The sequence below is a fragment of the Brachybacterium sp. YJGR34 genome (genome assembly GCF_003347015.1).
Taxonomy (GTDB): Bacteria; Actinomycetota; Actinomycetes; order Actinomycetales; family Dermabacteraceae; genus Brachybacterium.
This window is the reverse complement of record NZ_PNFB01000011.1, coordinates 1-22669: the sequence shown is the minus strand read 5'-3', so window position 1 is coordinate 22669 and position 22669 is coordinate 1. Positions and strand designations below refer to the sequence as shown.

Here is a 22669-nt window from a genome sequence, read left to right as displayed (position 1 = left end):
GAGCGCCGGCGTCAGTCGAAGGGGTTGATGGCGCTGACCGCGTCCCCGGCGAGGTCCGTGGCACCGTCCCAGGCGCCCTTCGCGTCGCCGATCGCGTCGTCGAGGTTGTAGTCGCCGGGGGTGAAGGTGTCGACGATCTGGTTGGGGTGGACGGAGACGCTCAGATCGCCGCCCAGGCCGATCTTCGCCGCGAGGTCCCCGCCGACCGCGACGCCGACCTCGTCGGTGGAGACGACGTACCCGGCGGAGGCCCCGGCCTCGGCTCCGACCTTCTCGCTGAGGGACGCCGAGCCCGAGAACCAGCCGCCCGGCGCCGTCCCGGAGAAGGTCTGCTTGACCTCCCCGCCGGCGTACGCCCCGACGTCGAAGCCCTGCGAGAACCCGTTGACCTGCCCGTCCTCGTTGCGGGTGAGGTGGCTGTGGGCGTCGGCGTGCGCCTCGACGCCGACGCGGGCGCTCTGGGACATGCCCACCGAGGCTCCGGAGTCGTGGGTGAGGGCGACGCTCTGCTCGCCGTAGAGCGACGATCCGGCGCGGGCCCCGGCGCTGAACCCGTCGGGGCCGACGGTCCCGCCGGCCTCCGCGTAGGCTTCCATGCCCACGCGCGCCGAGGCGTCGACGCCGAAGCCTCCCGGGAGGTTCAGGCGCTCGTCGATCCCGGCCTCGAGGCTGCCGCGCGCTCCGATGGTCCCGGTCATGTTGCCGTAGGGGTCCGTGCTCCCGTTCATGCCCGCGCTGTAGTCCGCTCCGGCGTGCACGTCGACGTAGCCGGCCTCGTTCTCGATCTCGCGGCCCTCGAGCAGGTCCCCCTGGAAGGTGAACTGCTCGCCGACGGGGCGGTCCTCCCCGTAGATGTTCCCGCTGCCGCCGTAGCCCGGGCCCCCGTAGAACTCCTGCGGTCCGGTGGCGCCGCCGCCGGAGAACCAGTCGCCGAGCCCGTCGAGGAGGTCTCCGATGGTGCCGGGCCCCAGCGGGAGGCCGGGGATCGGCAGGGGCAGGAGCGGTCCGGAGAACAGGCCGCCGCCGTCCGCGGCGGAGGCCGCGTCCTGCTCCTCGGCGTGCTGGGAGAGCTCGCGGGCGAGACGCTCGAGGGTCGCGGAGGCCTCGTGGGTGCGGCCCGCGGCCTCGACGTGCCAGCGCTCCCGGAAGGAGTCGGCGTCGGGACCCGCCCAGGTGACGGAGTCGACGGCGGAGCTCGCCGCGGTGATCAGCTCGAGCAGACGCCGGGTGCCCGTCGTGCACACCTCGGCATGCTGCCGCATCTGCTCGGTGTCGCCACCCTGGAAGCCGCTCATCGTCTCTCCTCCGTCGGGGTGCGCGCGACGCGCGTCCGTGGGGCCGCCGGATGCGACCTGGGCTCCACGCTATGCACCCCGTGCTCGCTCCGCCATGGGGAGGAGTACCCATGAGCGGGGTCAGCGCACCACTTCGCGGTGCCCGGCGTCCAGCCGGCGCGTCCAGCCGCGTCGATCGAGGTGCTCGAGCAGCGGGATCGCGACGCGGCGGGTGGTGGCGAGCGACCGACGTGCCTGCGAGGCGGTGAAGGGCTGCGGGAGGGCCGCGAGCTCGCGCATGGCCAGGGCCGGCGCGGTGGGCAGGAGGATCACCCCGCCCTCGAGGCGCAGCAGCCGTCCCCGGTGCGCGGCGGCGGCGAGGGCGCGCGCTCCCAGACCCAGGGCCTGCAGCTCCTCGGCCTCGGGGGCGGCGAAGGGCTCCGCGGCCAGCCGCGCTTCGAGGGTCCTCACGGGCTCCTCGGCGTCGCCGAGACCGGCCGGCTCCCCGGCCTCCCGGATCCGACCCCCGTCCTGGCGCAGCCCGGCGGCGGCCACCACTGCGTCGAGCAGAGAGGGATCGGGCAGGGCGAGGGCATCGACCGCGGCCTTGCGGGGCAGTCCCGCCGAGAGCGCATCGGCGGCGCCGTCCGCCCGGACCGTCTCGCGCAGCCGCACCGACCACGCGGCCAGGGCGTCGGCATCGATCACCCAGTCCCCCCGGTGCCGCAGGCCCGGGGCCGGGTCCGGAGGCGGGGTGATGCCGCGGCGCCTCAGCGCGGCGGCGGTCATCGCGCCACGGCGGGCGACCTCGGCCGCGGCGTCCCCGCTCAGCGGCAGGGCCTCGAGCTGCTCGCGGCGCCGGGCACCCTCCCCGCGCCGTCGCAGCGACGGCGGGTCCACGTCCAGCACGTGCGCGCCGGTGCGGACCCACCGGCTCCCGCTGCCCCGCAGCACCAGGCGGTCCCCGACGCGCAGCGGCAGGGCGCGCGCGAGGGTGAGGCGGGCGTGGTCCTCCCCGAGCGGCCGCACCCGGGCCGGGACCGCGGCGGTCCCGACGTGCGCCACGTGCTGGGCCGGAGCGTCGGCGAAGCTCTCGCCGGTCATGCGCCGCACCTCGACCGTGCCGGTCACCTGCCATGCTCCGGGCGTGAGGAGAGCGTCCCCGCGGCCGATCTCCTCGGGGGCGATGCCGCGCAGATTCACCGCGGCGCGGCTCACCGGGCCGATCCGGTCCACCGGACCGCCGCGGGTCTGCACCCCGCGCACCGTCACGGCCTCCCCGCGCTCCGCGCCGCACAGCTCCAGGCGGTCCCCCGTCGCGATCGTGCCCGCGCCGAGCGTTCCGGTGACCACGGTGCCGGCCCCGGCGATGGTGAAGGAGCGGTCCACCCACAGTCGCACCCGCTCGTGCTCGGACGGCTCCCGGGCCGCCCCCACCACCTCGTCGAGCAGCACGCGCAGCGCGTCGAGTCCGCTGCCGGTGCGGGCCGAGACGGCGACGGCCGGCGCCTGGTCCAGACCCGTGCCGGCGAGCTCGGTGCGCGCCTGGGCGATCACCGCGTCCACCCGCTCGGGCGCCAGGTCGGTGCGGGAGACGACCAGCACCCCCTGGTCGATCCCGAGGGCGGCGATCGCGTCGCGGTGATCGCTGGACTGCTCCTTCCATCCCTCGTCCGCCGCGACCACGAAGCACACGACGGGCGCGGGGCCGAGTCCGGTCAGCATGGTGCCCAGGAAGCGCTCGTGCCCGGGCACGTCGACGAAGGAGACCTCGCGGCCCGAGGGCAGAGCAGTCCAGGCGAAGCCCAGCTCGATGGTCAGCCCGCGGCGCTTCTCCGCCTCCAGCCGGTCGGGGTCGGTGCCGGTCAGGGCACGGATGAGGGTGGACTTGCCGTGGTCGACGTGCCCGGCGGTGGCGACGACCTGTCTCATCGCGCGGTGCGGGCTGCGCGGACCGCCTCGGCCAGGCGCTCGTCCTCGGTCTCCGGGACGCACCGCAGATCCAACAGGCACTCCCCCTCGTGCACGGTCGTCACGACCGCGGGGTCCCCGCGGCGCAGCGGCGCGGCGAGCGCGGGCTCGAGGGCGACGGCCCAGCCGGGCAGCGGCACCTCGGCCCCTCCCCCGCCGCCGACCCGGCCCTCGTGCGGGACCAGCCGGGCATCGAGGCGCTCGGCGAGGCGCGCGGTGCGCTCGCGGAGCTCCTCGGGGTCGCGACGCAGCGCCGCGAGCACCGGCGGGACCGGGCCGGTGAGCGTCGCCTCGAGCGCGGCGAGTGCGAGCTTGTCCGCGCGGACGGCGCGGGCCAGGGGATGGCGGGCGAGACGGGCGACGACCTCGGCCCGGCCCAGCAGGATCCCTGCCTGCGGGCCGCCCAGCAGCTTGTCGCCGCTGATGATCACCAGGTCGGCGCCGTCGCGGAGGGCGGAGGAGACGTCGGGCTCCTCGGGCAGGAGCGGCTCCGGGGCCAGCAGCCCGCTGCCGAGGTCGGCGACCAGGGGGACGCCCGTGCGCCGGCAGAGCGGGGCGAGCTCGGCGATCGGGACGGTGCTGGTGAACCCGCTGATGCGGTAGTTGCTGGTGTGGATGCGCAGCGCGCATGCGGTGGCGGGGGTGATCGCCTCGGCGTAGTCGGCGAGGTGGGTGCGGTTGGTGGTGCCGACCTCGCGCAGGCTCGGCCCGGTGGCGGTGATGAGGTCGGGCAGGCGGAACCCGGCGCCGATCTCGATCAGCTCCCCGCGGCTGACGATCACCTCGCCGGGGCCGAGGGCGGTGGTGGCCAGCGACAGCGCGGCGGCCCCGTTGTTGACGACGAGGGCGTCCTCCGCGTCCGGGCACGCCTCGAGGAGCGCGGAGCGCACCCCGGCGCCGCGGCGGGACCGGGATCCGGTGTCGAGATCGAACTCGACGTCGGTGTAGCCGGCCGCCTCGAGCAGCGCCTGCCGCGCCGGCTCGGAGAGCGGGGCGCGGCCGAGGTTGGTGTGGACGAGCACGCCGGTCGCGTTCAGCACCGGTCGCAGGGAGGCCGCCGGCCGGTCCCCGAGGGCGCGCAGCACCTCGTCGGCGACGCCCTCCGGCGCGATGGCGCCGGAGCGCGCCCGGTCCTGGGCGGCGCGGACCACGCCGCGGACCACGTGCTCCCCCAGCGCCGCCCGGGCCCGCGCCACCGCGGGGAGGGCGAGCAGGTGGTCCGTGCGCGGGATGCGGCGTCGTGGATCGTCGACCTCGCGGACGTCCTGCCGGTCCTCGCGCACGGTCCCCTCCTTCACGGCCGATGATGGCGGAGGCGGACGGGAATCGAACCCGCCAGGGCGAGATGCTCGCCCTCACCGGTTTTGAAGACCGGGGTGCCCACCAGGACACGGACGCCTCCTCGCTCGCCCGAGGCTACCGCGCGCCGCTGCGAGCTGGCGAACGCGGCGACACCGCTCGCGCGCACCGCGGCGCGGGAGGTCCGTAGACTCGGCACCATGACGGCCGACGCAGCCCCTGGTCCCCACCCCCGGCTCACGACGATGGCGCACGGCGGCGGATGCGCGTGCAAGATCCCGCCGGGCGAGCTCGAGGAGGTGGTCGCCTCGCTCTCCGGCCAGCAGGACGGCCGGGTGCTGGTGGGCCTGGAGGACGGCGACGACGCCGCCGCGGTGCGCATCGGCTGGGACACCGCCGTGCTCTCGACCGCCGATTTCTTCACCCCCGTGGTCGACGATCCCTTCGACTGGGGGCGGATCGCCGCCGCGAACGCGCTCTCGGACATCTACGCGATGGGCGGCGAGCCGGTGGTGGCCATCAACCTCGTGGGATGGCCGCGCGAGACCCTTCCCTACGACCTCCTGCGCGAGGTGCTCGCCGGCGGGCTCGCGGTCGCGGAGGAGGCCGGGGTCCCCGTCCTGGGCGGGCACTCCGTGGACGATCCCGAGCCGAAGTACGGCATGGCCGTCACCGGCACCGCGGATCCGGACGCCCTGCTGCGCAACGACGCGGCGCGGCCCGGCCTCCCGCTCACCCTCACCAAGCCGATCGGGGTCGGGTTCCTGAACAATCGGCTGAAGGCCACCGGGGAGGTCTCCGCGGCGGCGGTGGAGACCATGACCGCCCTGAATCGGGAGGCCGCCCGGGCGGCGCTGGCGGCCGGTGCCCGGGCGGCGACCGATGTGACCGGCTTCGGCCTGCTGGGGCACCTGCACAAGATGGTGCGCGCCTCCGGGGTGGGGGCGGTGCTCGACCGGGCCGCGGTGCCGGCGGTCGACGGCGCTCTCGACGCGCTGCGGGCCGGGTACGTCTCCGGCGGCACCCGGCGCAACCTCGACTGGGTCCGGGACCAGGTGCGTGCCGCGGGCACCATCACCGAGGAGGACCTCCTGTTCCTGGCCGATGCCCAGACCTCGGGAGGTCTGCTCGTGGTCGGCGAGGTGCCCGGCCATCCCGTGATCGGTGAGATCGTGGAGGGTGCGGGCATCGCGGTGCGCTGACGCGCGGAGCCGTCAGTCGGCGGTGGTGATCGCGTCGTCGGTGGTGCCGGCGGCCCGTCGTGCGGCCAGCCGGGCCTTCTGCGGCACGACGACGCGACGCGGGTCCTTCACGGACTCCAGCCCCGCGTAGAGCACCCCGAAGCGGGTGAGGGCGGAGGAGGCGAGCAGCGCCGCCCCGCTCGCGGCGGCGATCACCCGGTTCCGGCCGCCGAGGAGAGCGCCGACGCCGCCGGCGATCGCCAGCCGTTCCGACCATCGCAGCAGGGTGCCCGCCCGGCCGATCTCCAGCGGCTCGGCCTCGAGCGGGTGCATCGCGTGCTTCATCCGGTGCATGCTCGCCACCTCCCCGGCCACCCCGGCGACCGCGAGCGCCCGGGCGGGCCCGGCCTCGGCCACCGGGCTGGTCAGCATCGCCGCACCCCCGGACGCCAGGCTCGCCGAGGAGGCGAACAGGGCGGGCAGATGGGCGCGGCCGGCCTCCCAGGTCGGCACCACGGTGTTGCCCAGCAGGGCGCCGGTGTAGGAGGCGAGCAGCGGGGCGGTGACCACCTGGACCAGCGCCGAGGGGCCCTCGAGCAGCCGCAGCAGCGCCCGCAGCGGCCCGAGCGGGATCCTGCGCCCGGTCATCTCGTCGACCTCGAGCACGGCCAGCACGCCGGAGACGGTGGAGAACGAGGCCAGGACGTAGGTGCCCAGGCTCATCGGGGAGCTGACCTTCACCACCCGCATCATGTTCGCGAAGCGCTCGGGCCGGCCCAGATCCTCGATCAGCGCGATGGTGCCCAGTCCGGCGGCGCCGAGCGCGGTGAGGCGGCTGCTGCGGCGCAGGACCTCGCGGCCGGTGCACCGGGCGCCGAAGGCCAGCAGCCCGGACCCGCCCGCGAGGCCGCCCAGGAACAGGTAGATCGCGATCGGCTCCTCCCACGGCGGCGCCTTGACGACGGGCCGGCCATAGTAGGAGCCGTGGTCGTCGCCGGGGGCGATCTCGACGTCCTCGACGACGGCCCCCTCGCGCGAGCCGTCCCCCATGCCGACCTCGCCCAGGGTCCGGCGGCCCCGCCGGCGGCCGCCCCGTCGCCGGGGCCCCTCCGGCGGGCGGGCGGCGTCGAAGGCCGACAGGCTCATCGGCGCGCTCCCAGGAAGGAGAGCGCGGCCACCGCCGCCATCCCGGCGGCGGCGAGACCGGTGCGCAGGTAGAGCTGCGGCAGGGCTTTCGTGGGGACCTGCGGGTCCGGGGGCAGACCGTAGACCTCCGGCTCGTCCAGCAGCAGGAACACCGATCCGGTGCCGCCCACGCCGTCGCGCGGGTTCGCGCCGTACAGCCTGGCCTCGGTCATCCCGCGCCGGTGGAGGTCCGCGACGCGCTCCCGGGCGTCCTCGACGAGCTCCTCGGTCTCGCCGAAGGTGATCGACTGGGTGGGGCAGGTCGCGGAGCAGGCGGGCTGCTCGCCGTCGACCAGGCGGTCGTAGCACAGCGTGCACTTGCTCGCCGTGCCGCGGCGCTCGTCGGGCGCCTCCCGCTCGTCATGCGGTGAGACGGTGCCGTCGTCGCGACGCTGGATGACGCCGAAGGGGCAGGCGCTCACGCAGGTGCCGCAGCCGTTGCAGACGTCCTCCTGGACCACCACGGAGCCGAACTCGGAGCGGAAGATCGCCCCGGTCGGGCAGACGTCCAGGCAGCCGGCGTTGGTGCAGTGCTTGCAGACGTCGGAGGACATCAGCCAGCGGAACTCGGGGGTGTCCGGCGGGGTGCGGTCCGTGCTCGAGAGGTCTCCCGCGGGCACGGCGCCGCGCGGGCCCGAGGGCTTCGGGCCGATCCCCGGCATGCCCAGGCTCACCAGGCGCCGGCCCGACTCCCGGGCCTCCTCGATGCGCTCCCGGCCCTGCTCGACGAAGGCGACGTGGCGCCAGGTGTTCGCGCCGAGCTCGCCGGTGTTGTCGTAGCTGGAGCCGAGGATCTCCATCGGCCCGTCGACCGGGTTGTGGTTCCACTCCTTGCACGCCACCTCGCAGGCCTTGCAGCCGATGCAGATCGAGGTGTCGGTGAAGAAGCCCTTGCGCGGGCCCTCCGCGCTCCATCCGGAGCTCGCGGCGGGGCCGTCGGGTCCGGCGAGCAGGCTCATCGGTTCCTCATCTCCTTCGTCGTGGACTCCTCGGTGGGCACGGCGGCGGCCTCCTCGGGGCCGCGCACGGTGTGCACGGCGCCGGTCTGGTCCGGGCCGGCGCCGGGAGCGCCCGCGGCGCCGTCGACCTCCAGGTGCTCCAGATCGACCAGCCCGGCGCGTCGACGGTACTCCCGGACCAGCTCCCCGCGCTCCGCGCCCTGCGGACGGCGCCCCGGGATGATCGTGCAGGAGTTGATCTTGCTGTTCTGGATCTGCGTGTTCGCATCGAGGTTCATGCCGATCAGGTCGTTCGCGCCGTCCCCCTGGATCATCGCCGTTCCCCCACGGCCCCAGTGGAAGGGCAGCCCGATCTGGTGGATGGTGCGCTCCCCGATCGTCAGCGGCGTCATCCTCTCGGTGACCAGCACCTTCGCCTCGATGGCGCTGCGGGCGGAGATGAGCGTCGCCCAGCCGTAGGGCTCCAGGCCCACCTCCTCGGCGAGCTGCGGGGAGACCTCGCAGTACATCTCCGGCTGGAGCTCCGCGAGGTAGGGCAGGGAGCGGCTCATGCCGCCGGCGGTGTGATGCTCCGTGATCCGGTAGGTGGTGAAGATGTAGGGGTAGACCGCACCGCCGGGTGCCGAGGCCCCCGGGGAGCTGAGGTTGTCCTCGCTGCGGAAGGTGACGCGCGTGGGATTGGACTGCTGGGTGTACAGCGGGTTGGGGACGGTCGACTCCGGGGACTCGTAGTGGGTCGGCAGCGGGCCGTCGACCAGGCCGGTGGGCGCGAACAGCCAGCCGCGACCATCGGCCTGCATGGTGAAGGCGTCGGTGCCGGCCAGCGCCGCGGCGCCGCCCTGCGCGGGATCGCCCGGATCGTCGGGACGCTTGGTGAGCGGGAAGTCGGGGACGTCGTGGCCGGTCCAGCACCCGGCCTCCTCGTCCCACCACACGAGCTTCTTCCGCTCGCTCCACGGCCTGCCCGCCGGATCGGCCGACGCCCGGTTGTACAGCACCCGGCGGTTCGCGGGCCAGGCCCAGCCCCAGGCGGGGGCGATCTCCTCCTGCTCGGCGCCGGGGGTGCGCCGACGGGCCTGGTTCACGCCGTCCGCGAAGACCCCGGCGTAGATCCAGCAGCCGCCCATGGTCGACCCGTCGTCCGCCATCTCGCCGAAGCTCGCGAGCGGCTCGCCGGCGCGCTCCCCGGTCAGATGGCGGCCGTTGATCTCTGCGAGCACGGCCTCCGCGTCCGGCTCCCCGTGGGCGTCCCGGGGGTAGTCCCAGGTCAGGTCCAGGATCGCGCGGTCTCGCGGGTCGGTGGAGTCGCGGAGCTTCTCGCGGATGCGGGTGCCCAGGTCGACCATGAACTCGAGATCGCTCCTCGCCTCGCCCGGTGGCCGGACGGCCTGGTCCCGCCACTGCACCAGACGCTGGGTCTGGGTGAAGGAGCCGGCCTTCTCGGTGTGGTTCGCCGCGGGCAGGAAGAACACCTCGGTGCCGATGTCCTCGGTGCGCAGCTCGCCGGACTCGATCTCCGGGCTGTCCTTCCAGAAGGTCGCGGACTCGATGAGGGAGAAGTCGCGCACCACCATCCAGCGCAGGTGCGCCATCCCCAGGCGCTGCAGGCGCCCGTTGGCCGAGCCGACCGCCGGGTTCTGGCCGAACAGGAAGTACCCGTCGACACCGTCCTCGAGCATCCGCATGACTGTCTGATAGGTGCCGTGGGCCCCGGTCAGCTTGGGCAGGTGGTGGTAGCCCCAGTCGTTCTCGGCCGTCGCGTGCTCGCCCCACCAGGCCTTGAGCAGGTTGATCGCGTAGACGTCGGCATCCGCCCAGAAGCCCTTCTGCTCCTTCATGCCGATCTTCCGGGTGTACGCGGCGAAGTCGTCCTCGCCGACCGTCGGCATCGGCAGGTAGCCGGGGAGGATGTGGAAGAGGGTCGGGATGTCGGTGGAGCCCTGGATGGTGGCGTGTCCCCGCAGCGCCATCACGCCGCCGCCGGGCCGGCCCATGTTCCCCAGCAGCAGCTGCAGCACGGCCGCCGTGCGGATCATCTGCGCGCCGCCCTGGTGCTGGGTCCAGCCCAGCGCGTAGGCGAAGACCGCGGTCCGTTCCCGGCCCGAGTTCTCCACCAGGGCGGTGGCCAGGTGCTCGAAGTCCTCCGGGGAGATGCCGCAGGTGTTCTGGACCATCTCCGGGGTGTACCGGGCGTAGTGGCGCCTCAGGATCTGGAGCACGCAGCGGGGATGCTGCAGGGTCTCGTCCCGCTCGGGCAGGCCCCGGGCCACCTGCTCCGTGTCCCCGGCGTAGGCCCAGTGCGCGGTGTCGTAGGTGGACGTGGCGGGGTCGTAGCCCGAGAACAGGCCGTCCAGGTCCTCCGGATCGCCGTACTCCTCGGAGATCAGCGTCGAGGCGTTGGTGTAGGCGCGCACGTACTCGGCGAAGTACAGCTCGTTCTCGAGCAGGTGGCGGATCACGCCGCCCAGCAGCACGATGTCCGTGCCGGCGCGGATCGGGATGTGCCGATCAGCATTGGCGGAGGTGCGCGTGAAGCGCGGGTCGATGTGGAGCACGCGCGCCCCGCGCTTCTTCGCCTCGATGACCCACTGGAAGGCGACGGGATGCGCCTCGGCCATGTTGGATCCCTCGATGACGATGAGATCAGCGTTGGCGAAGTCCTGCACCGGCTGCGTGGCGCCGCCGCGTCCGAACGAGGCTCCCAGACCGGGAACCGTGGCGGAGTGTCATATGCGGGCCTGGTTCTCGATCTGGATGGCGCCCGCGGCGGTGAAGAACTTCTTGATCAGATAGTTCTCCTCGTTGTCGATGGTCGCGCCGCCGAGGCTCGCGATGCCCATCGTGCGCTTGAGGGGGCGCCCGTGCTCGTCCTCGTCCTGCCAGGAACGGCGCCGCGCGGCGATGAAGCGATCGGCGATCATGTCCATCGCGGTGTCGAGGTCGAGGTCCTCCCACTCCGTCCCGTGGGCTCGGCGGTACCGCACCGTGGTCTCGCGCCGGGAGAAGCTCACCAGCTGCTCGCTCGCCGCGCCCTTGGGACACAGGCGTCCGCGGGAGATCGGGGAGTCCGGGCTGCCCTCGATCTGGATCACGCGACCGTCCTGGTGGGCCACGCGCTGGGCGCAGCCGACGGCGCAGTACGGGCAGACGCTGTCCGTCACTCCGTCGGCGGCGGCGGTGCGCGGCGCGGTCCGCCGTGTCCTCTCCGACGTGACCGCGGTGCCGCGGCCCGTCGGGTCCGCCCCGCGGAGCTGCCGGATCACCGGCCAGTCCAGGAACGTTCTGCGAGCCATGGCGGCGATGCTATCAGCGCCCACCGGCCGCGGAGGGGAGAACGCGCATCCCGCGCGCGCTCCGCACGACGTGCGCTCAGAGGGCGATGACGCCCGGGCGAGGCATCGGCTGCGGGAAGGGGAAGCTCTCCGGCAGCGGCAGAGGTGCCGGGAGCGGCTGCGGCAGCGGCCAGGGCTCCGGCAGGGGCATCGGGGCCAGCTCCGGCAGCGGCGACACCTCGGGCACCGGCATCGGGACCGGATCCGGCAGCGGCCAGCTGTCACCGATGGAGGGCGGGAAGTATGCCGGCAGCGTCCGGAGCGGCGGGAAGCAGCTGATGAGCGGGTGGTCCGGGAACGTGGGCCGGAGGGGCCCGAGGATCTCGGGCAGGCTCGGGATGGCGGGCGGCTCCGGGAAGCTCGGCGCCGGGAGCAGCGGGCCGTCGGGCAGGCCCGGCAGCGCGGGCAGGCTCGGGATGCTGGGCAGGCCGGGGAGCCCGGGGAGCCCCGGCAGCGAGGGGATGCCCGGGAGGCTCGGCAGCGACGGGACACCCGGGAGCCCAGGCAGGGAGCGGAGGCCCTGGCCGAGGCCTCCTGCCTCTCCGCCGGCGGAGACCTCGTCCTGCTCCTCGGCGTGGCGCTCGAGCTCGTCGGCGCGGGTGTGCAGCTCGGCGATGGCGCGCTCGATGCGAGGACGCACGCCCCCGCCCCATCGCTCGCGGAAGGCCTCGGCGTCGGGACCCACCCAGTCCACGCCCGCGACCACCGTCGCACAGGCGGCGAGCAGGGCCTCGATCTCCCCCGCCGCCGCACCGCAGGCCGAGGACTCCCGGCGCACCCCCTCGGTGTCGGCGCCCCAGAATCCGCTCATCGTGCTCTCCCCCGTCGTCCTGTTCTCGGGGACGAACCTACGGCGCGGGGCGGTCCACGTCGATGGGGAGCACTCCCCATCGCGGGGCATCGAGCCGCGCCCCAACCCGCCCGGGGCAGGTCGTCACCGACGGCGCTACGCCTCGTCGGCCCCCGCACCGCGGATGCGCTCGTGGTGGCGGATCACCTCGGTGACGATGAAGCGCATGAAGGCCTCGGCGAAGGTCGGGTCCAGACCGGCCCGGTCCGCGAGCTCGCGCAGGCGCCCGATCTGCTCCTGCTCGCGCGCCGGATCGGCGGGCGGCAGGCCGTGCTCCGCCTTCAGGACCCCCACGCGCTGGGTGTGGGAGAACCTCTCGGCGAGCAGGTGCACCAGGGCCGCGTCGATGTTGTCGATGCTGCGCCGTTCCTCGAGCAGCAGCTCACGGGCCCGCGCGACGTCATCCGCGCCGGTGGTCGCGCTCATGCGCTGCGCTCCTGGTGGTCCTGCTCCCCCGTGCCGCCCTGATCGACGTCCTTGCCCGTGAGCATCAACGGGGCCCGCCCCTCGGTGACGACGCCCTCGGTGATGATCACCTTGGTGATGTCGTCGCGGGAGGGCACCTCGAACATGACCGGCTGCAGCGACTCCTCGAGGATGGCCCGCAGTCCGCGTGCTCCGGTCTCCCGCTCGATCGCCTTGTCCGCGATGGCCTCGAGCGCGCTGCGCTCGAAGTCGATCTCCACCCCGTCGAGGGCGAACATCTTCTGGAACTGCTTGACCAGGGCGTTGCGGGGCTCGGTGAGGATCGTGATGAGGGCATCGCGGTCCAGGTTCGACACGCTCGTGATCACCGGCAGGCGGCCGATGAACTCGGGGATCAGGCCGAACTTCAGCAGATCCTCCGGCAGCAGCTGGCCGTACAGCTGCTCCTGCTCGAGCGGCGTGTGCAGCTCGGCGCCGAAGCCGATGCCCCGCTTGCCGATCCGCGAGCCGATGATGTCCTCGATGCCGGCGAAGGCCCCCGCCACGATGAACAGCACGTTCGTGGTGTCGATCTGGATGAACTCCTGATGGGGGTGCTTGCGCCCGCCCTGCGGGGGCACGGCCGCGACCGTCCCCTCGAGGATCTTCAGCAGCGCCTGCTGCACGCCCTCTCCGGAGACGTCACGGGTGATCGAGGGGTTCTCGGCCTTCCGGCCGATCTTGTCCACCTCGTCGATGTAGATGATGCCGCGCTCGGCCTTCTTGACGTCGTAGTCCGCGGCCTGCAGCAGCTTGAGCAGGATGTTCTCGACGTCCTCGCCGACATAGCCGGCCTCGGTGAGCGCGGTCGCGTCCGCCATCGCGAAGGGGACGTCGAGCATGCGGGCGAGGGTCTGGGCCAGATAGGTCTTGCCGCAGCCGGTGGGGCCCACCAGCATCACGTTGGACTTGGCGACCTCGATCTCGTCCGACGGCGGGGCGTCCGCCTCCTCGGCGAGGCTCGCCGCGGCGCTCCGGGCGGAGGACACGGTCTGCTCGGCGTCCTGCGCCCGCACTCGCTTGTAGTGGTTGTAGACGGCCACCGAGAGGGCGCGCTTGGCCGGGTCCTGACCGACGACGTACTCCTCGAGGAAGTCGTAGATCTCGCGCGGGGTGGGCAGCGGCGCCGACTCCTCCGCCGCGGGCTGCGCGGCCTGGATCTCCTCGGCGATGATCTCGTTGCACAGCTCGATGCACTCTTCGCAGATGTACACCCCGGGACCGGAGATCAGGCGCTCGACCTGCTTCTGCGACTTGCCGCAGAAGGAGCACTTGAACACGTCGGCCCCATCGCTCGTGCGCGCCATGTCCCCGTCCTTTCCTCAGACCGTCCGGAATGCGTTCATCGTGTCCTGCCGGATCACGGCCCGGGATCGGCGGACCCCCACCACGGTACCGTGCCCACCTCCGAGGACACGGGAGGCGGCGCGCCGGGCGAGCGCGCCGGGGACGACGCTCGGCCCCCGCGGGCGCCGGATGGCGCGCCGGGGGCCGAGGGACGCCCGAGGCCGCGGGCGGGCGGCACCTCGAGGAGCCGGGCGCCCGCGGACCGCCCTCAGCCGGAGATCTGGCCGCGGGGCTCCTTGCGGGAGGCCAGGACCTGGTCGACCAGGCCGTACTCGAGCGCCGCCTGGGCGGTGAGGATCTTGTCGCGCTCGATGTCGGTGCTGACCTGCTCCGTGGTGCGACCGGAGTGGAAGGCCAGGGTCTCCTCGAGCCACTCGCGCATGCGCATGATCTCGTTCGCCTGGATCTCGAGGTCGGAGGCCTGGCCGCCGCCCTGACCGCCCATCGCGGGCTGGTGGATGAGGATGCGGGCGTTCGGGAGCGCGAGGCGCTTGCCCGGGGAGCCCGCCGCCAGCAGCACCGCGGCCGCGGAGGCCGCCTGGCCCAGGCACACCGTGGTGATGTCCGGCTTGATGTACTGCATCGTGTCGTAGATGGCGGTCAGCGCGGTGAACGAGCCGCCGGGGCTGTTGATGTACAGCGTGATGTCGCGGTCCGGGTCCTGGGACTCCAGGACCAGCAGCTGCGCCATGACGTCGTCGGCCGAGGCGTCGTCCACCTGCACGCCGAGGAAGATGATGCGGTCCTCGAACAGCTTGGTGTACGGGTCCTGGCGCTTCATGCCGTAGGCGGTGCGCTCCTCGTACTGCGGGAGCACGTAGCGCGAGGTGGGCATCGGGGCTGCCTGGCCGTAGCCGGCGGTGCCGACCGGGCCGGCGGCGAGGGACGGCATCGCGCCGAGGGTGCGGGGATCGAAGGTCACGGGGTCTCCTTGCGTCAGAGGTGTCGAGGGGTGCCGGAGGGGGCGGTCAGTCGTCGGTGCCGCCGCCGCCCGTGACGTCACCCGAGCCGGTGACGATCTTGTCGATGAAGCCGTACTCCAGGGCCTCCTCCGCCGTGAACCAGTGGTCGCGGTCGGAGTCCGCGGTGATCTGCTCGACCGTCTTGTCGGTCTGCTCGGCGATCAGCTCCGCCAGCTGACGCTTCATCGAGAGGATGAGGTCGGCCTGGATGCGGATGTCGGTCGCGGTGCCGCCGAGGCCGCCGAGCGGCTGATGCATGAGCACCCGCGTGTGGGGCGTCGCGTACCGCTTGCCCTTGGCGCCCGAGGACAGCAGGAACTGCCCCATCGAGGCCGCCATGCCCATGCCCACGGTGACCACGTCCGGCTGCACGAACTGCATGGTGTCGTAGATGGCCATGCCCGCGGTGATCGAACCGCCGGGGCTGTTGATGTAGAGGTAGATGTCCTTCTCGGGATCCTCTGCGGCGAGCAGCAGGATCTTCGCGCAGATCGCATTGGCGTTGTCGTCGCGGACCTCGGATCCGAGCCAGACGATGCGCTCGCGCAGCAGGCGCTGGTAGACGTTGTCGTCCAGTCCCATGGGGGTGTCCCCGGCCGCACCGCGGGGCGGGACGGTCTGCGTGCTCTGCGAGGTCGCGGGCGAAGCGGGCGTCGTGGACGTCACTGGTTCTCCTTGATAGCAGGATTCGTCGATGAGTCGACTCTAGGCGCCCGGCGGGGGCCGCACGTCCCTGTTCGCCGCAGGCGCACTGCCCGGGCTGGAGCGTGCCGCCGCAGGTCGTGTGACCGCCGTCACGTTCGATCGTCAAGTCGGGGCGAGAGCGGGTCACGTCCCCCCAGAACTCCGTAAAAACCGTGCCAAGTCGACGGTCGAGCTCTGCCAAGCCCCTGCGGGCGAGGCCCGCCGCCCTCCTACGGTGGCTCCATCGCCTCGTGCTCCGAGGCCCACGACGCCCCGCTGTACACCCCCGGCCCCGCCGGGATCGGAAGGAACGAACCCCACACCATGGCTCTGCACAACTCGCACCGCACTCCCGGCCGCGCCCAGCTCCCGACCCGCCACGCCACCACTGCTGCCCGCGGGCTCGGCGGTGCCGCCGTGCTCGGCGGCGTCGTGCTCGGCTCCGCCTTCGTGGGCGGCGCCGCCCAGGCCGCTCCCACCACCCCCGCCGCTCCGGCCGCGCCCTCCACGCAGACCGCGCCGGCCGCGCCGACCACCACCGCGCCGGCCGCCGTGCTCGACTCCTCCGAGAAGCTCCGCTGGGGCTCCCGCAGCGGCGCCGTCTCGGACCTGCAGTCCGCGCTCAACGACCACGGTGCGAGCCTGGCCGTCGACGGCGTCTTCGGCCCGCGCACCCACGCCGCGGTCAAGAGCTACCAGTCCTCCAACGGCCTCCAGGTCGATGGCGTCGTCGGCCCCGAGACCCGCGGCTCGCTGAACGGCAGCGCCGGCGTCTCCACCGGCGGCTCGTCCGCGCCCGCCAGCAGCTCCTCCTCGAGCAGCAGCTCGATCGTGGACGCCGCGCGCTCCGCGCTCGGCACCCCCTACAGCTGGGGCGGCGCCTCGCTCGGCGGCATGGACTGCTCCGGCCTGGTGAACTACGCCTACGAGGCCGCGGGCATCGACATCCCCCGCACCTCGAGCCAGATCGCCAACGGCGGTCGCTGGATCTCCCAGTCCGAGGCGCAGCCGGGCGACATCGTGGCCTGGAACGGCCACGTCGCGATCTACGCCGGCAACGGTCAGATCATCGACGCCTCCGGCTCCAAGCAGCGCGTCGTCGAGCGCAGCATCTGGGGCAACCCGATCGGCTTCGTGACCTACCGCTGATCCTCGGCTCCCGAGCATTCCACGGCCCGGCTCCCCTCGCGGGAGCCGGGCCGTCGTGCATCGTCGGAGTCGTTCTGGCGCGGCCGGGCCGGAAGAGGGCCCTCACAACGGGGCAGAACCCGACCCAGCTCTCCACATCGACACCCGGGTCGGAGCACGCCCGCCTCAGCGCGGGGCAGAATCCGACCCGGCTCCCGTGGGGCGGGTCGAAGGGCGCCGGGGCCGGTAGATCCTCCCGAAGGCGGCTTCCGCTCCGGAGATCGGGCCGAGGAGCTCCCACTCGACCAGGCGCCCACCGGGGACGTCGAAGATGCGCGTCCCGTCGCCGAGGAAGACCGGGGCGGAGAAGACCTGCAGCTCGTCGATGAGGTCGTGCTCCAGGGCCTGGCGGGCGATGTCCGCGCTGATGATCTGCACGTCCCTACCGTCGACGGCGAGCTCCTGCGCCCTCCGCACCGCCTCGACGACGTCCACGTCGAGGGCGAGGACGCTCGGGTCGTCGGCGAGCTCCTCCGGCCGGTGGGTCAGGATGATCTCGGTGCCGGACCATGCCCCCCCGTAGGCCTCCGCGGTGAGATCGCGCTCCTCGGCCTGGGCCCGGGCGGCGTCGTAGCCGCGACGCCCGGAGATGATGACGCCGACGGCCTCGGCGAGACGGGTCGTGACGGCCTCGTCCATCGGCGGGGCGGCCTCGATCCAGGCCATGTCGTGGTCGGGGCCCGTGATGAAGCCGTCCAGGGACGCCGTGAAGCCCCAGGTGACCTTGCTGACGGGGGCGGGTGCGGTGCTGCCGGACATCGTTCGCCTCTCGCTCGAGCGGCCCCGACTTCGGCGCCGCGGGAGCTCCCAGTCTTCCACCGACGACGACGGGCCGCCACCCGGTGGGTGACGGCCCGTCGTGCCACGCCCCTCAGCAGAGGCGGAGGATCACTCGGTCTCGGACGCCTCGTCGGCGGCCTTCTTCGCCGGAGCCTTCTTGGCAGCGGCCTTCTTCGCCGGAGCCTTCTTCGCGGGGGCCTCCTCGGCGGCGGGCGCCTCCTCGGTCTCCGCGGCGGGGGCGGCCTCCTCGGCCTCCTCGGCCTCCTCCGACTCGTCCGACTCGGACTCCTCGACCGCGAGGCCGAGGTCGAGGACCTCGCCCGCGGCGTTCTTGACCGTGATGTCGGCGAGGACCACGTCGAGCGCCTTGGAGCGCTGGACCTCGCTGAAGATCTGCTCGAGCTGGCCCGACTGGGCGAGCATCTGCAGCAGCTGGTTCTGCTCCACGCCGTACTGGGCCGAGAGCTGGCTCATGTACGCCATGAGGTCGTTCTGGTCGACGTTCACCTCACGGGTGGCGTTGAGCTCGTCGAGCAGGAACTGGGCGCGGACGGCCTTGGCAGTGTCCTCGCGGATCTCCTCGCCGTGCGGGTCGCCGGCCTCCTTGCCCTCGTTCTCCAGGTGGGAGGCGATCTCGTCCTCCACCAGCTGGTCGGGCACCGGGATCTCGAGCTCCTCCAGGAGCTTCTCGAGCAGGGCGTTGCGGGCCAGCGCCACGCGGTTGCCCTCGGCATCGGCCGCGGCCTGCGCGCGCAGATCCTCCTTGAGCTCCTCGATGGTGTCGAACTCCGACGCCATCTCCGCGAACTCGTCGTCGGCCTCGGGCAGCTCGCGCACCTTGACGGACTGCGCGACGACCTTGACCTGCGCCTCCTCGCCCGCGCGGTCGCCGCCGGCGAGCTTCGAGACGAAGGTGGTGGTCTCCTCGGCGGAGAGGCCGATGAGCGCCTCGTCCAGGCCCTCGAGCATGTTGCCCTCGCCGATCTGGTAGGACACGCCCTCGACGGTCTCGATCTCCTCGTCGTCGATGGTCGCCACCATGTCGAGCGAGACGAAGTCGCCGTCCGCGGCGGGCCGGTCGACGCCCACGAGGGTGCCGAAGCGCTCACGCAGCTCGGTCAGACGCACCTCGACGGCGTCCTCGTCGACGCTCGGCTCCTCGATCTCGACCTCGACGGTCGAGAAGTCGGGCAGGTCGATCTCGGGGCGGACGTCCTGCTCGACGGTGAAGTGCAGCGCGCCGTCCTCGGAGCCGTCCAGGCCGGGGACCTCGGTCACCTCGACCTCGGGACGACCGACGGGCTTGAGCTCCACCTCGGCCGCGGCCTGCTGGTAGAAGTCCGGCAGGGCGTCGTTCACGGCCTCCTGCATGATCGCAGGGCGACCGAAGCGCTGCTCGACGAGCTTGGAGGGGACCTTGCCCTTGCGGAAGCCGGGGATCTGCACCTGATCGGCGATCTTCTTCGTGGCCGCCTCGACGGCGGGCTGGAGCTCGTCGAAAGGCACCTCGACGGTGAGCTTCACCCGGGTGGGGCTGAGCTTCTCGGACTCGGTCTTCACTGGTCAGGTCTCCCTGTGGATGGTCGGTCTATGGTCAGGTCACGTGCTGCCTCGGAGCTCGCGCACAGAAGCGTCCCCGAGGCGGGACGGGGGCGGCGGGGCGGACGTCCCTCACCGGCATGTCCGGGCGGCCGCACCGCTGCGCGCGATGCGATCGTCGGCCCGACGGCATGTCACGTCGGTGGGACGGACATCTCGAGTCGTGCTGGCCCACGGGGCCCCCGCCACTCCGTGGCTAAGCAAACAGCCTAGCACTGGGCACCCTGCCCGCCTGCGTGCTCCCGGCGGCGCCGTGACAGGTCACATTCCGGCTCCCCCCGCGGGCGGGCCGCGCTGCGTGGTCGGGTCCGGGACCGCCGGGGCCGCCGCAGGATCCGGCCGACGCAGAGCCAGCAGACGGAGATCGGCGCCGCCCTCGGGATGCAGGTGGTGTTCCTGCACCGCCGTGGACGGCGCCGATCCTCAATGCCCGGTGCTCACTCCTTCCGGTGCCGCACCCCCAGGAGGGTTCCGCCTCCCAGCATCAGCAGCAGTGCCGTGGGGAGCGCCCAGCGGAGCACATCGGTGCCGGTCCGGGCCAGATCCTCGTCCGACTCGGGCTCGGGGGTCGGGGACGAGTCGTCGCTCGGCTCCGGGCCTTCACTCGGCTCCGGGTCCTCGCTCGGCTCCGGGTCCGGCGAGGGCGACGGGTCCGGCGTCGGCGACGGGTCCGGCGTCGGCGACGGGTTCGGCGGCGGCGTCGGGTCCTCCGGGGGCGTCACGATCGTGTTCGTCGTGCAGTCCTCGGCCGTGGTGCAGTGCCCGGCCGAGTCCTCCGCCGGCGACACCACGTTGGTGAGCGATCCGTCGCCGGAGATCGGATCGTTCACCGTCACCGTGTAGTCCACGGTCACCGTGCCGTCCACCGCGAGGGGGCCGGACCAGGTGAGGGTGGGCTCCTCGTACGAGGTGGATCCGGACGAGGCCGTGGCCTCCCCGTCGAAGCTCGCGTCATCGAGGACCTCGGTGAGGTCATCGGTGAAGCCCGCCGGGTGCTCCTCGGTGTACGGCGCGGTGCCGACGGAGTCGACGCTCACCGTGTAGCTCACCTCGTCGCCCGGGGCGGCCTCGGTCGTATCGACGACCTTGGACACCTCGTAGGAACGGACCAGGACGTCGACCTGGCAGTCGGCGGGCAGATCGCCGGCCGCGACGTCGTCCCCGTCGGCCGGAGCAGCACAGTTGGACTCCTCGGGTCCGAAGACCACGTTGTCCACCTGACCGTCACCGGTCATCGGGTCGTTGACCGTCACCGAGTAGGTGATGGTCGCCGTCTCGCCGGCGGCCAGCGGGCCGCTCCACGCGATCTCGCCGTCCGCGAAGGTCGCCTCGCCCGTGGAGGCCGTGACGTCCTCGTTGTAGGTCGCGTCGTCGAGCACGCCGTCCATGACGTCCGTGATCGCCGCCGGAGCCTCGGCCGTGTAGTCGTCGGTCCCGTTGTTCTGCACGGTCACGGTGTACGTGATCGCGTCACCGGCGTCCACGGCCTGGTCCGCGTCGGAGGTCTTGGCGATCTCCAGGGAGCGCACCAGGTCCTGCTCGATGCAGTCCTCGTCGGTGGAGGCCGGATCGGTGCAGTTGGACTCCTCGGGTCCGACGACGACGTTGCGGAGGTTCTCGTCTCCGGTCATCGGGTCGTTGACCGTCACCGAGTAGGTGATGGTCGCGGACTCGCCGGGCTCGAGCGCTCCGGACCAGGAGAGGTTCGGCTCGCTGTAGGAGACCTCGCCGGTGCTGGCCGCCGCGTCCTCGTTGAAGGTCGCATCGTCGAGGACCTCGGTGAGGTCATCGGTGATCGCGGCCGGGGCCTCGTCGGTGTAGGCGACCTGCCCGGTGTTGGTCACGGTCACCTCGTAGGCCACCGATTCGCCCGGCACCACGGCTGCCTGCTCGGAGGTCTTCTCGATGTCCAGAGCCTGGATCGGGTCGACGGTGGAGCAGTCCTCCTCGGTCCCCTCGTCACAGGTGGACTCGCCGGGGCCGACGACCGCGTTGGTCAGCGTGCCGTCACCGCTCAGCGGGTCGTTCACCGTCACCGTGTAGGTGACGGTGGCGGACTCACCGGGCTCGAGCGCCCCGGACCAGGAGAGGGTCGGCTCGCTGTAGGAGACCTCGCCGGTGCTGGCCGCCGCGTCCTCGTTGAAGGTCGCATCGTCCAGGACCCCGCTCAGGGAGTCCGTGAACGTGGCCGGCTCCTCGTCCGTGTAGGCGACGCCGCCGGTGTTCTCCACCGTGACCGTGTAGGTCACCGTGTCTCCGGGGTTGACCTCACCCTCGTGCTCCGAGGTCTTCGCGATCGCGAGCTCGCGGATCGGGTCGGGCTCGATGCAGTCGGGGTCCGTGCTGCCCGGGTCGGTGCAGTTGGACTCCTCCGGCCCGACGACCACGTTCAGCATGTCGCCGTCACCGGTGGTCGGATCGTTGACCGTCACCGAGTAGGTGATGACCGCGGACTGACCGGGCTCCAGTGCACCGCTCCACGAGAGGTTCGGCTCCTCGTAGGAGACGCTGCCTGAATCCGCAGCGGCGTCCCCGTTGTAGGCGGCGTCGTCGAGGACCTGCGAGAGGTCGTCGGTGATGCTCGCCGGGGCCTCCTCGGTGTAGGCCACCTGGCCGGTGTTCGTCACGGTCACGGAGTAGGTGACCACGTCACCCGGGTCCGCGCCCTGCTCGCCGTCCGAGGACTTCTCGATGTCCAGGGCCCGGACCGGGTCCGGGACGTGGCAGTCCTCCTCGGTGCCGTCATCGCAGTTCGACTCCTGGGGACCGACCACGGCGTTGTCGAGCAGACCGTCGCCGGAGACCGGATCGTTGACCGTCACCGAGTAGGTGATGACCGCCGACTCGCCGGGCTCGAGCGGACCCTCCCAGGAGAGGAGCTCGCGGGCGTAGGACGCCTCGCCGATGGTGGCCGACGCGTCGTCGTTGTAGGTCGCGTCGTCCAGCACGCCGGACATGTCGTCCGCGAAGGTCGCCGGGTCCGCCGCCGTGTACGCGACAGCTCCGGTGTTGGTCACCGTCACCTCGTAGGTGACGACGTCTCCGGGCAGCACCTCACCGTCCGCGTCCGAGGTCTTCGCGATCGCGAGGGCCTGGATCGGATCCGGGACGTGGCAGTCCTCCTCGGTGCCGTCATCGCAGTTGGACTCGTCCGGGCCCATCACCGCGTTGTCGAGCAGGCCGTCACCGGTGACCGGATCGTTCACCGTCACCGAGTAGGTGACCGTGGCGACCTCGCCCGGCGCGAGCGCACCGGACCAGGACAGCTCCGGCTCCGCGTAGGAGACCTCGCCGATGTCGGCGGCGCCGTCCTCGTCGTAGACCGCGTCGTCCAGCACGCCGGACATGTCGTCCGTGAAGGTCGCGGGCTCCTCCGCCGTGTAGGCGACGGTGCCGGTGTTCTCCACGCTGACCGTGTAGTTCACGGTGTCGCCGGGCTGCACCTCGCCCTCGGCGTCCGAGGTCTTCGCGATCGCGAGCTCGCGGATCGGGTCGGGCTCGATGCAGTCGGGGTCCGTGCTGCCCGGGTCGGTGCAGTTGGACTCCTCCGGCCCGACGACCACGTTCAGCATGTCGCCGTCACCGGTGGTCGG

The 22669-nt window shown here is 72.8% G+C and carries 15 protein-coding genes, 1 tRNA gene and 1 pseudogene; 2 read left to right on the top strand and 15 right to left on the bottom strand.

Going from position 1 to position 22669, the window contains the following annotated elements; all coding sequences use genetic code 11:
• Positions 1–11: 11 nt before the first annotated feature.
• The 4 genes from CXH06_RS10835 to CXH06_RS10820 form a co-directional block, all read right to left on the bottom strand.
• Positions 12–1295 (bottom strand): hypothetical protein, encoded by a 1284-nt coding sequence (locus CXH06_RS10835; RefSeq protein ID WP_114855205.1) that lies wholly within the window; start codon positions 1293–1295, stop codon positions 12–14.
• Between the two features lie 120 nt (positions 1296–1415).
• On the bottom strand, positions 1416–3206 hold the full coding sequence (locus tag CXH06_RS10830) for a SelB C-terminal domain-containing protein (protein WP_114855204.1): 1791 nt from the start codon (positions 3204–3206) through the stop codon (positions 1416–1418).
• Positions 3203–4528 carry an L-seryl-tRNA(Sec) selenium transferase gene (selA, locus tag CXH06_RS10825; protein WP_114855203.1) on the bottom strand — a complete coding sequence of 442 codons (1326 nt, stop codon included), beginning with the start codon at positions 4526–4528 and terminating at the stop codon, positions 3203–3205. Before selA ends, CXH06_RS10830 begins: the two co-directional genes overlap by 4 nt.
• Before the next feature lie 24 nt (positions 4529–4552).
• A tRNA-Sec gene (locus CXH06_RS10820) sits at positions 4553–4647 on the bottom strand.
• Between the two features lie 97 nt (positions 4648–4744).
• Here CXH06_RS10820 and selD point away from each other — a divergent pair.
• Positions 4745–5746, top strand: coding sequence for a selenide, water dikinase SelD (gene selD, locus CXH06_RS10815; RefSeq protein WP_114855202.1), 1002 nt, complete (start codon positions 4745–4747; stop codon positions 5744–5746).
• A gap of 12 nt (positions 5747–5758) precedes the next feature.
• On the opposite strand, the gene nrfD is transcribed toward selD, so the two are convergent.
• From nrfD to CXH06_RS10770, 8 genes are all read right to left on the bottom strand, one after another.
• Positions 5759–6871 carry an NrfD/PsrC family molybdoenzyme membrane anchor subunit gene (gene nrfD, locus CXH06_RS10810; protein WP_114855201.1) on the bottom strand — a complete coding sequence of 371 codons (1113 nt, stop codon included), beginning with the start codon at positions 6869–6871 and terminating at the stop codon, positions 5759–5761.
• Positions 6868–7869, bottom strand: coding sequence for a 4Fe-4S dicluster domain-containing protein (locus tag CXH06_RS10805; protein ID WP_114855200.1), 1002 nt, complete (start codon positions 7867–7869; stop codon positions 6868–6870). Before CXH06_RS10805 ends, nrfD begins: the two co-directional genes overlap by 4 nt.
• Positions 7866–11162, bottom strand: coding sequence for a formate dehydrogenase-N subunit alpha (gene fdnG, locus CXH06_RS10800; RefSeq protein ID WP_232820308.1), 3297 nt, complete (start codon positions 11160–11162; stop codon positions 7866–7868). The genes CXH06_RS10805 and fdnG overlap by 4 nt, the downstream gene beginning before the upstream one ends.
• 76 nt (positions 11163–11238) lie before the next feature.
• On the bottom strand, positions 11239–12012 hold the full coding sequence (locus CXH06_RS10790; protein ID WP_114855197.1) for a WXG100 family type VII secretion target: 774 nt from the start codon (positions 12010–12012) through the stop codon (positions 11239–11241).
• A 135-nt stretch (positions 12013–12147) separates the two neighbouring features.
• Entirely contained in the window at positions 12148–12477 is a 330-nt protein-coding gene (locus tag CXH06_RS10785) for a chorismate mutase (RefSeq protein ID WP_114855196.1), read from the bottom strand.
• Complete coding sequence (gene clpX, locus CXH06_RS10780) at positions 12474–13823, bottom strand: ATP-dependent Clp protease ATP-binding subunit ClpX (protein WP_114855195.1); 1350 nt, start codon at positions 13821–13823, stop codon at positions 12474–12476. The genes CXH06_RS10785 and clpX overlap by 4 nt, the downstream gene beginning before the upstream one ends.
• Before the next feature lie 248 nt (positions 13824–14071).
• Entirely contained in the window at positions 14072–14755 is a 684-nt protein-coding gene (locus tag CXH06_RS10775; protein ID WP_157975705.1) for an ATP-dependent Clp protease proteolytic subunit, read from the bottom strand.
• Between the two features lie 76 nt (positions 14756–14831).
• Positions 14832–15407 (bottom strand): ATP-dependent Clp protease proteolytic subunit, encoded by a 576-nt coding sequence (locus CXH06_RS10770; protein ID WP_114855287.1) that lies wholly within the window; start codon positions 15405–15407, stop codon positions 14832–14834.
• Between the two features lie 426 nt (positions 15408–15833).
• Between CXH06_RS10770 and CXH06_RS10765 the strand changes: the two genes are divergently transcribed.
• Positions 15834–16658: a C40 family peptidase gene (locus CXH06_RS10765; RefSeq protein ID WP_114855193.1), complete on the top strand. Its 825-nt coding sequence runs from the start codon at positions 15834–15836 to the stop codon at positions 16656–16658.
• Positions 16659–16823: 165 nt separating this feature from the next.
• On the opposite strand, the gene CXH06_RS10760 is transcribed toward CXH06_RS10765, so the two are convergent.
• The 3 genes and pseudogenes from CXH06_RS10760 to CXH06_RS10750 form a co-directional block, all read right to left on the bottom strand.
• On the bottom strand, positions 16824–17456 hold the full coding sequence (locus CXH06_RS10760) for a dihydrofolate reductase family protein (protein ID WP_114855192.1): 633 nt from the start codon (positions 17454–17456) through the stop codon (positions 16824–16826).
• Positions 17457–17585: 129 nt separating this feature from the next.
• Positions 17586–19037, bottom strand: a complete 1452-nt coding sequence (tig, locus tag CXH06_RS10755) for a trigger factor (RefSeq protein ID WP_114855191.1) — start codon at positions 19035–19037, stop codon at positions 17586–17588.
• A 476-nt stretch (positions 19038–19513) separates the two neighbouring features.
• Positions 19514–22669, bottom strand: a pseudogene (locus tag CXH06_RS10750) (DUF11 domain-containing protein); the annotation flags it as partial.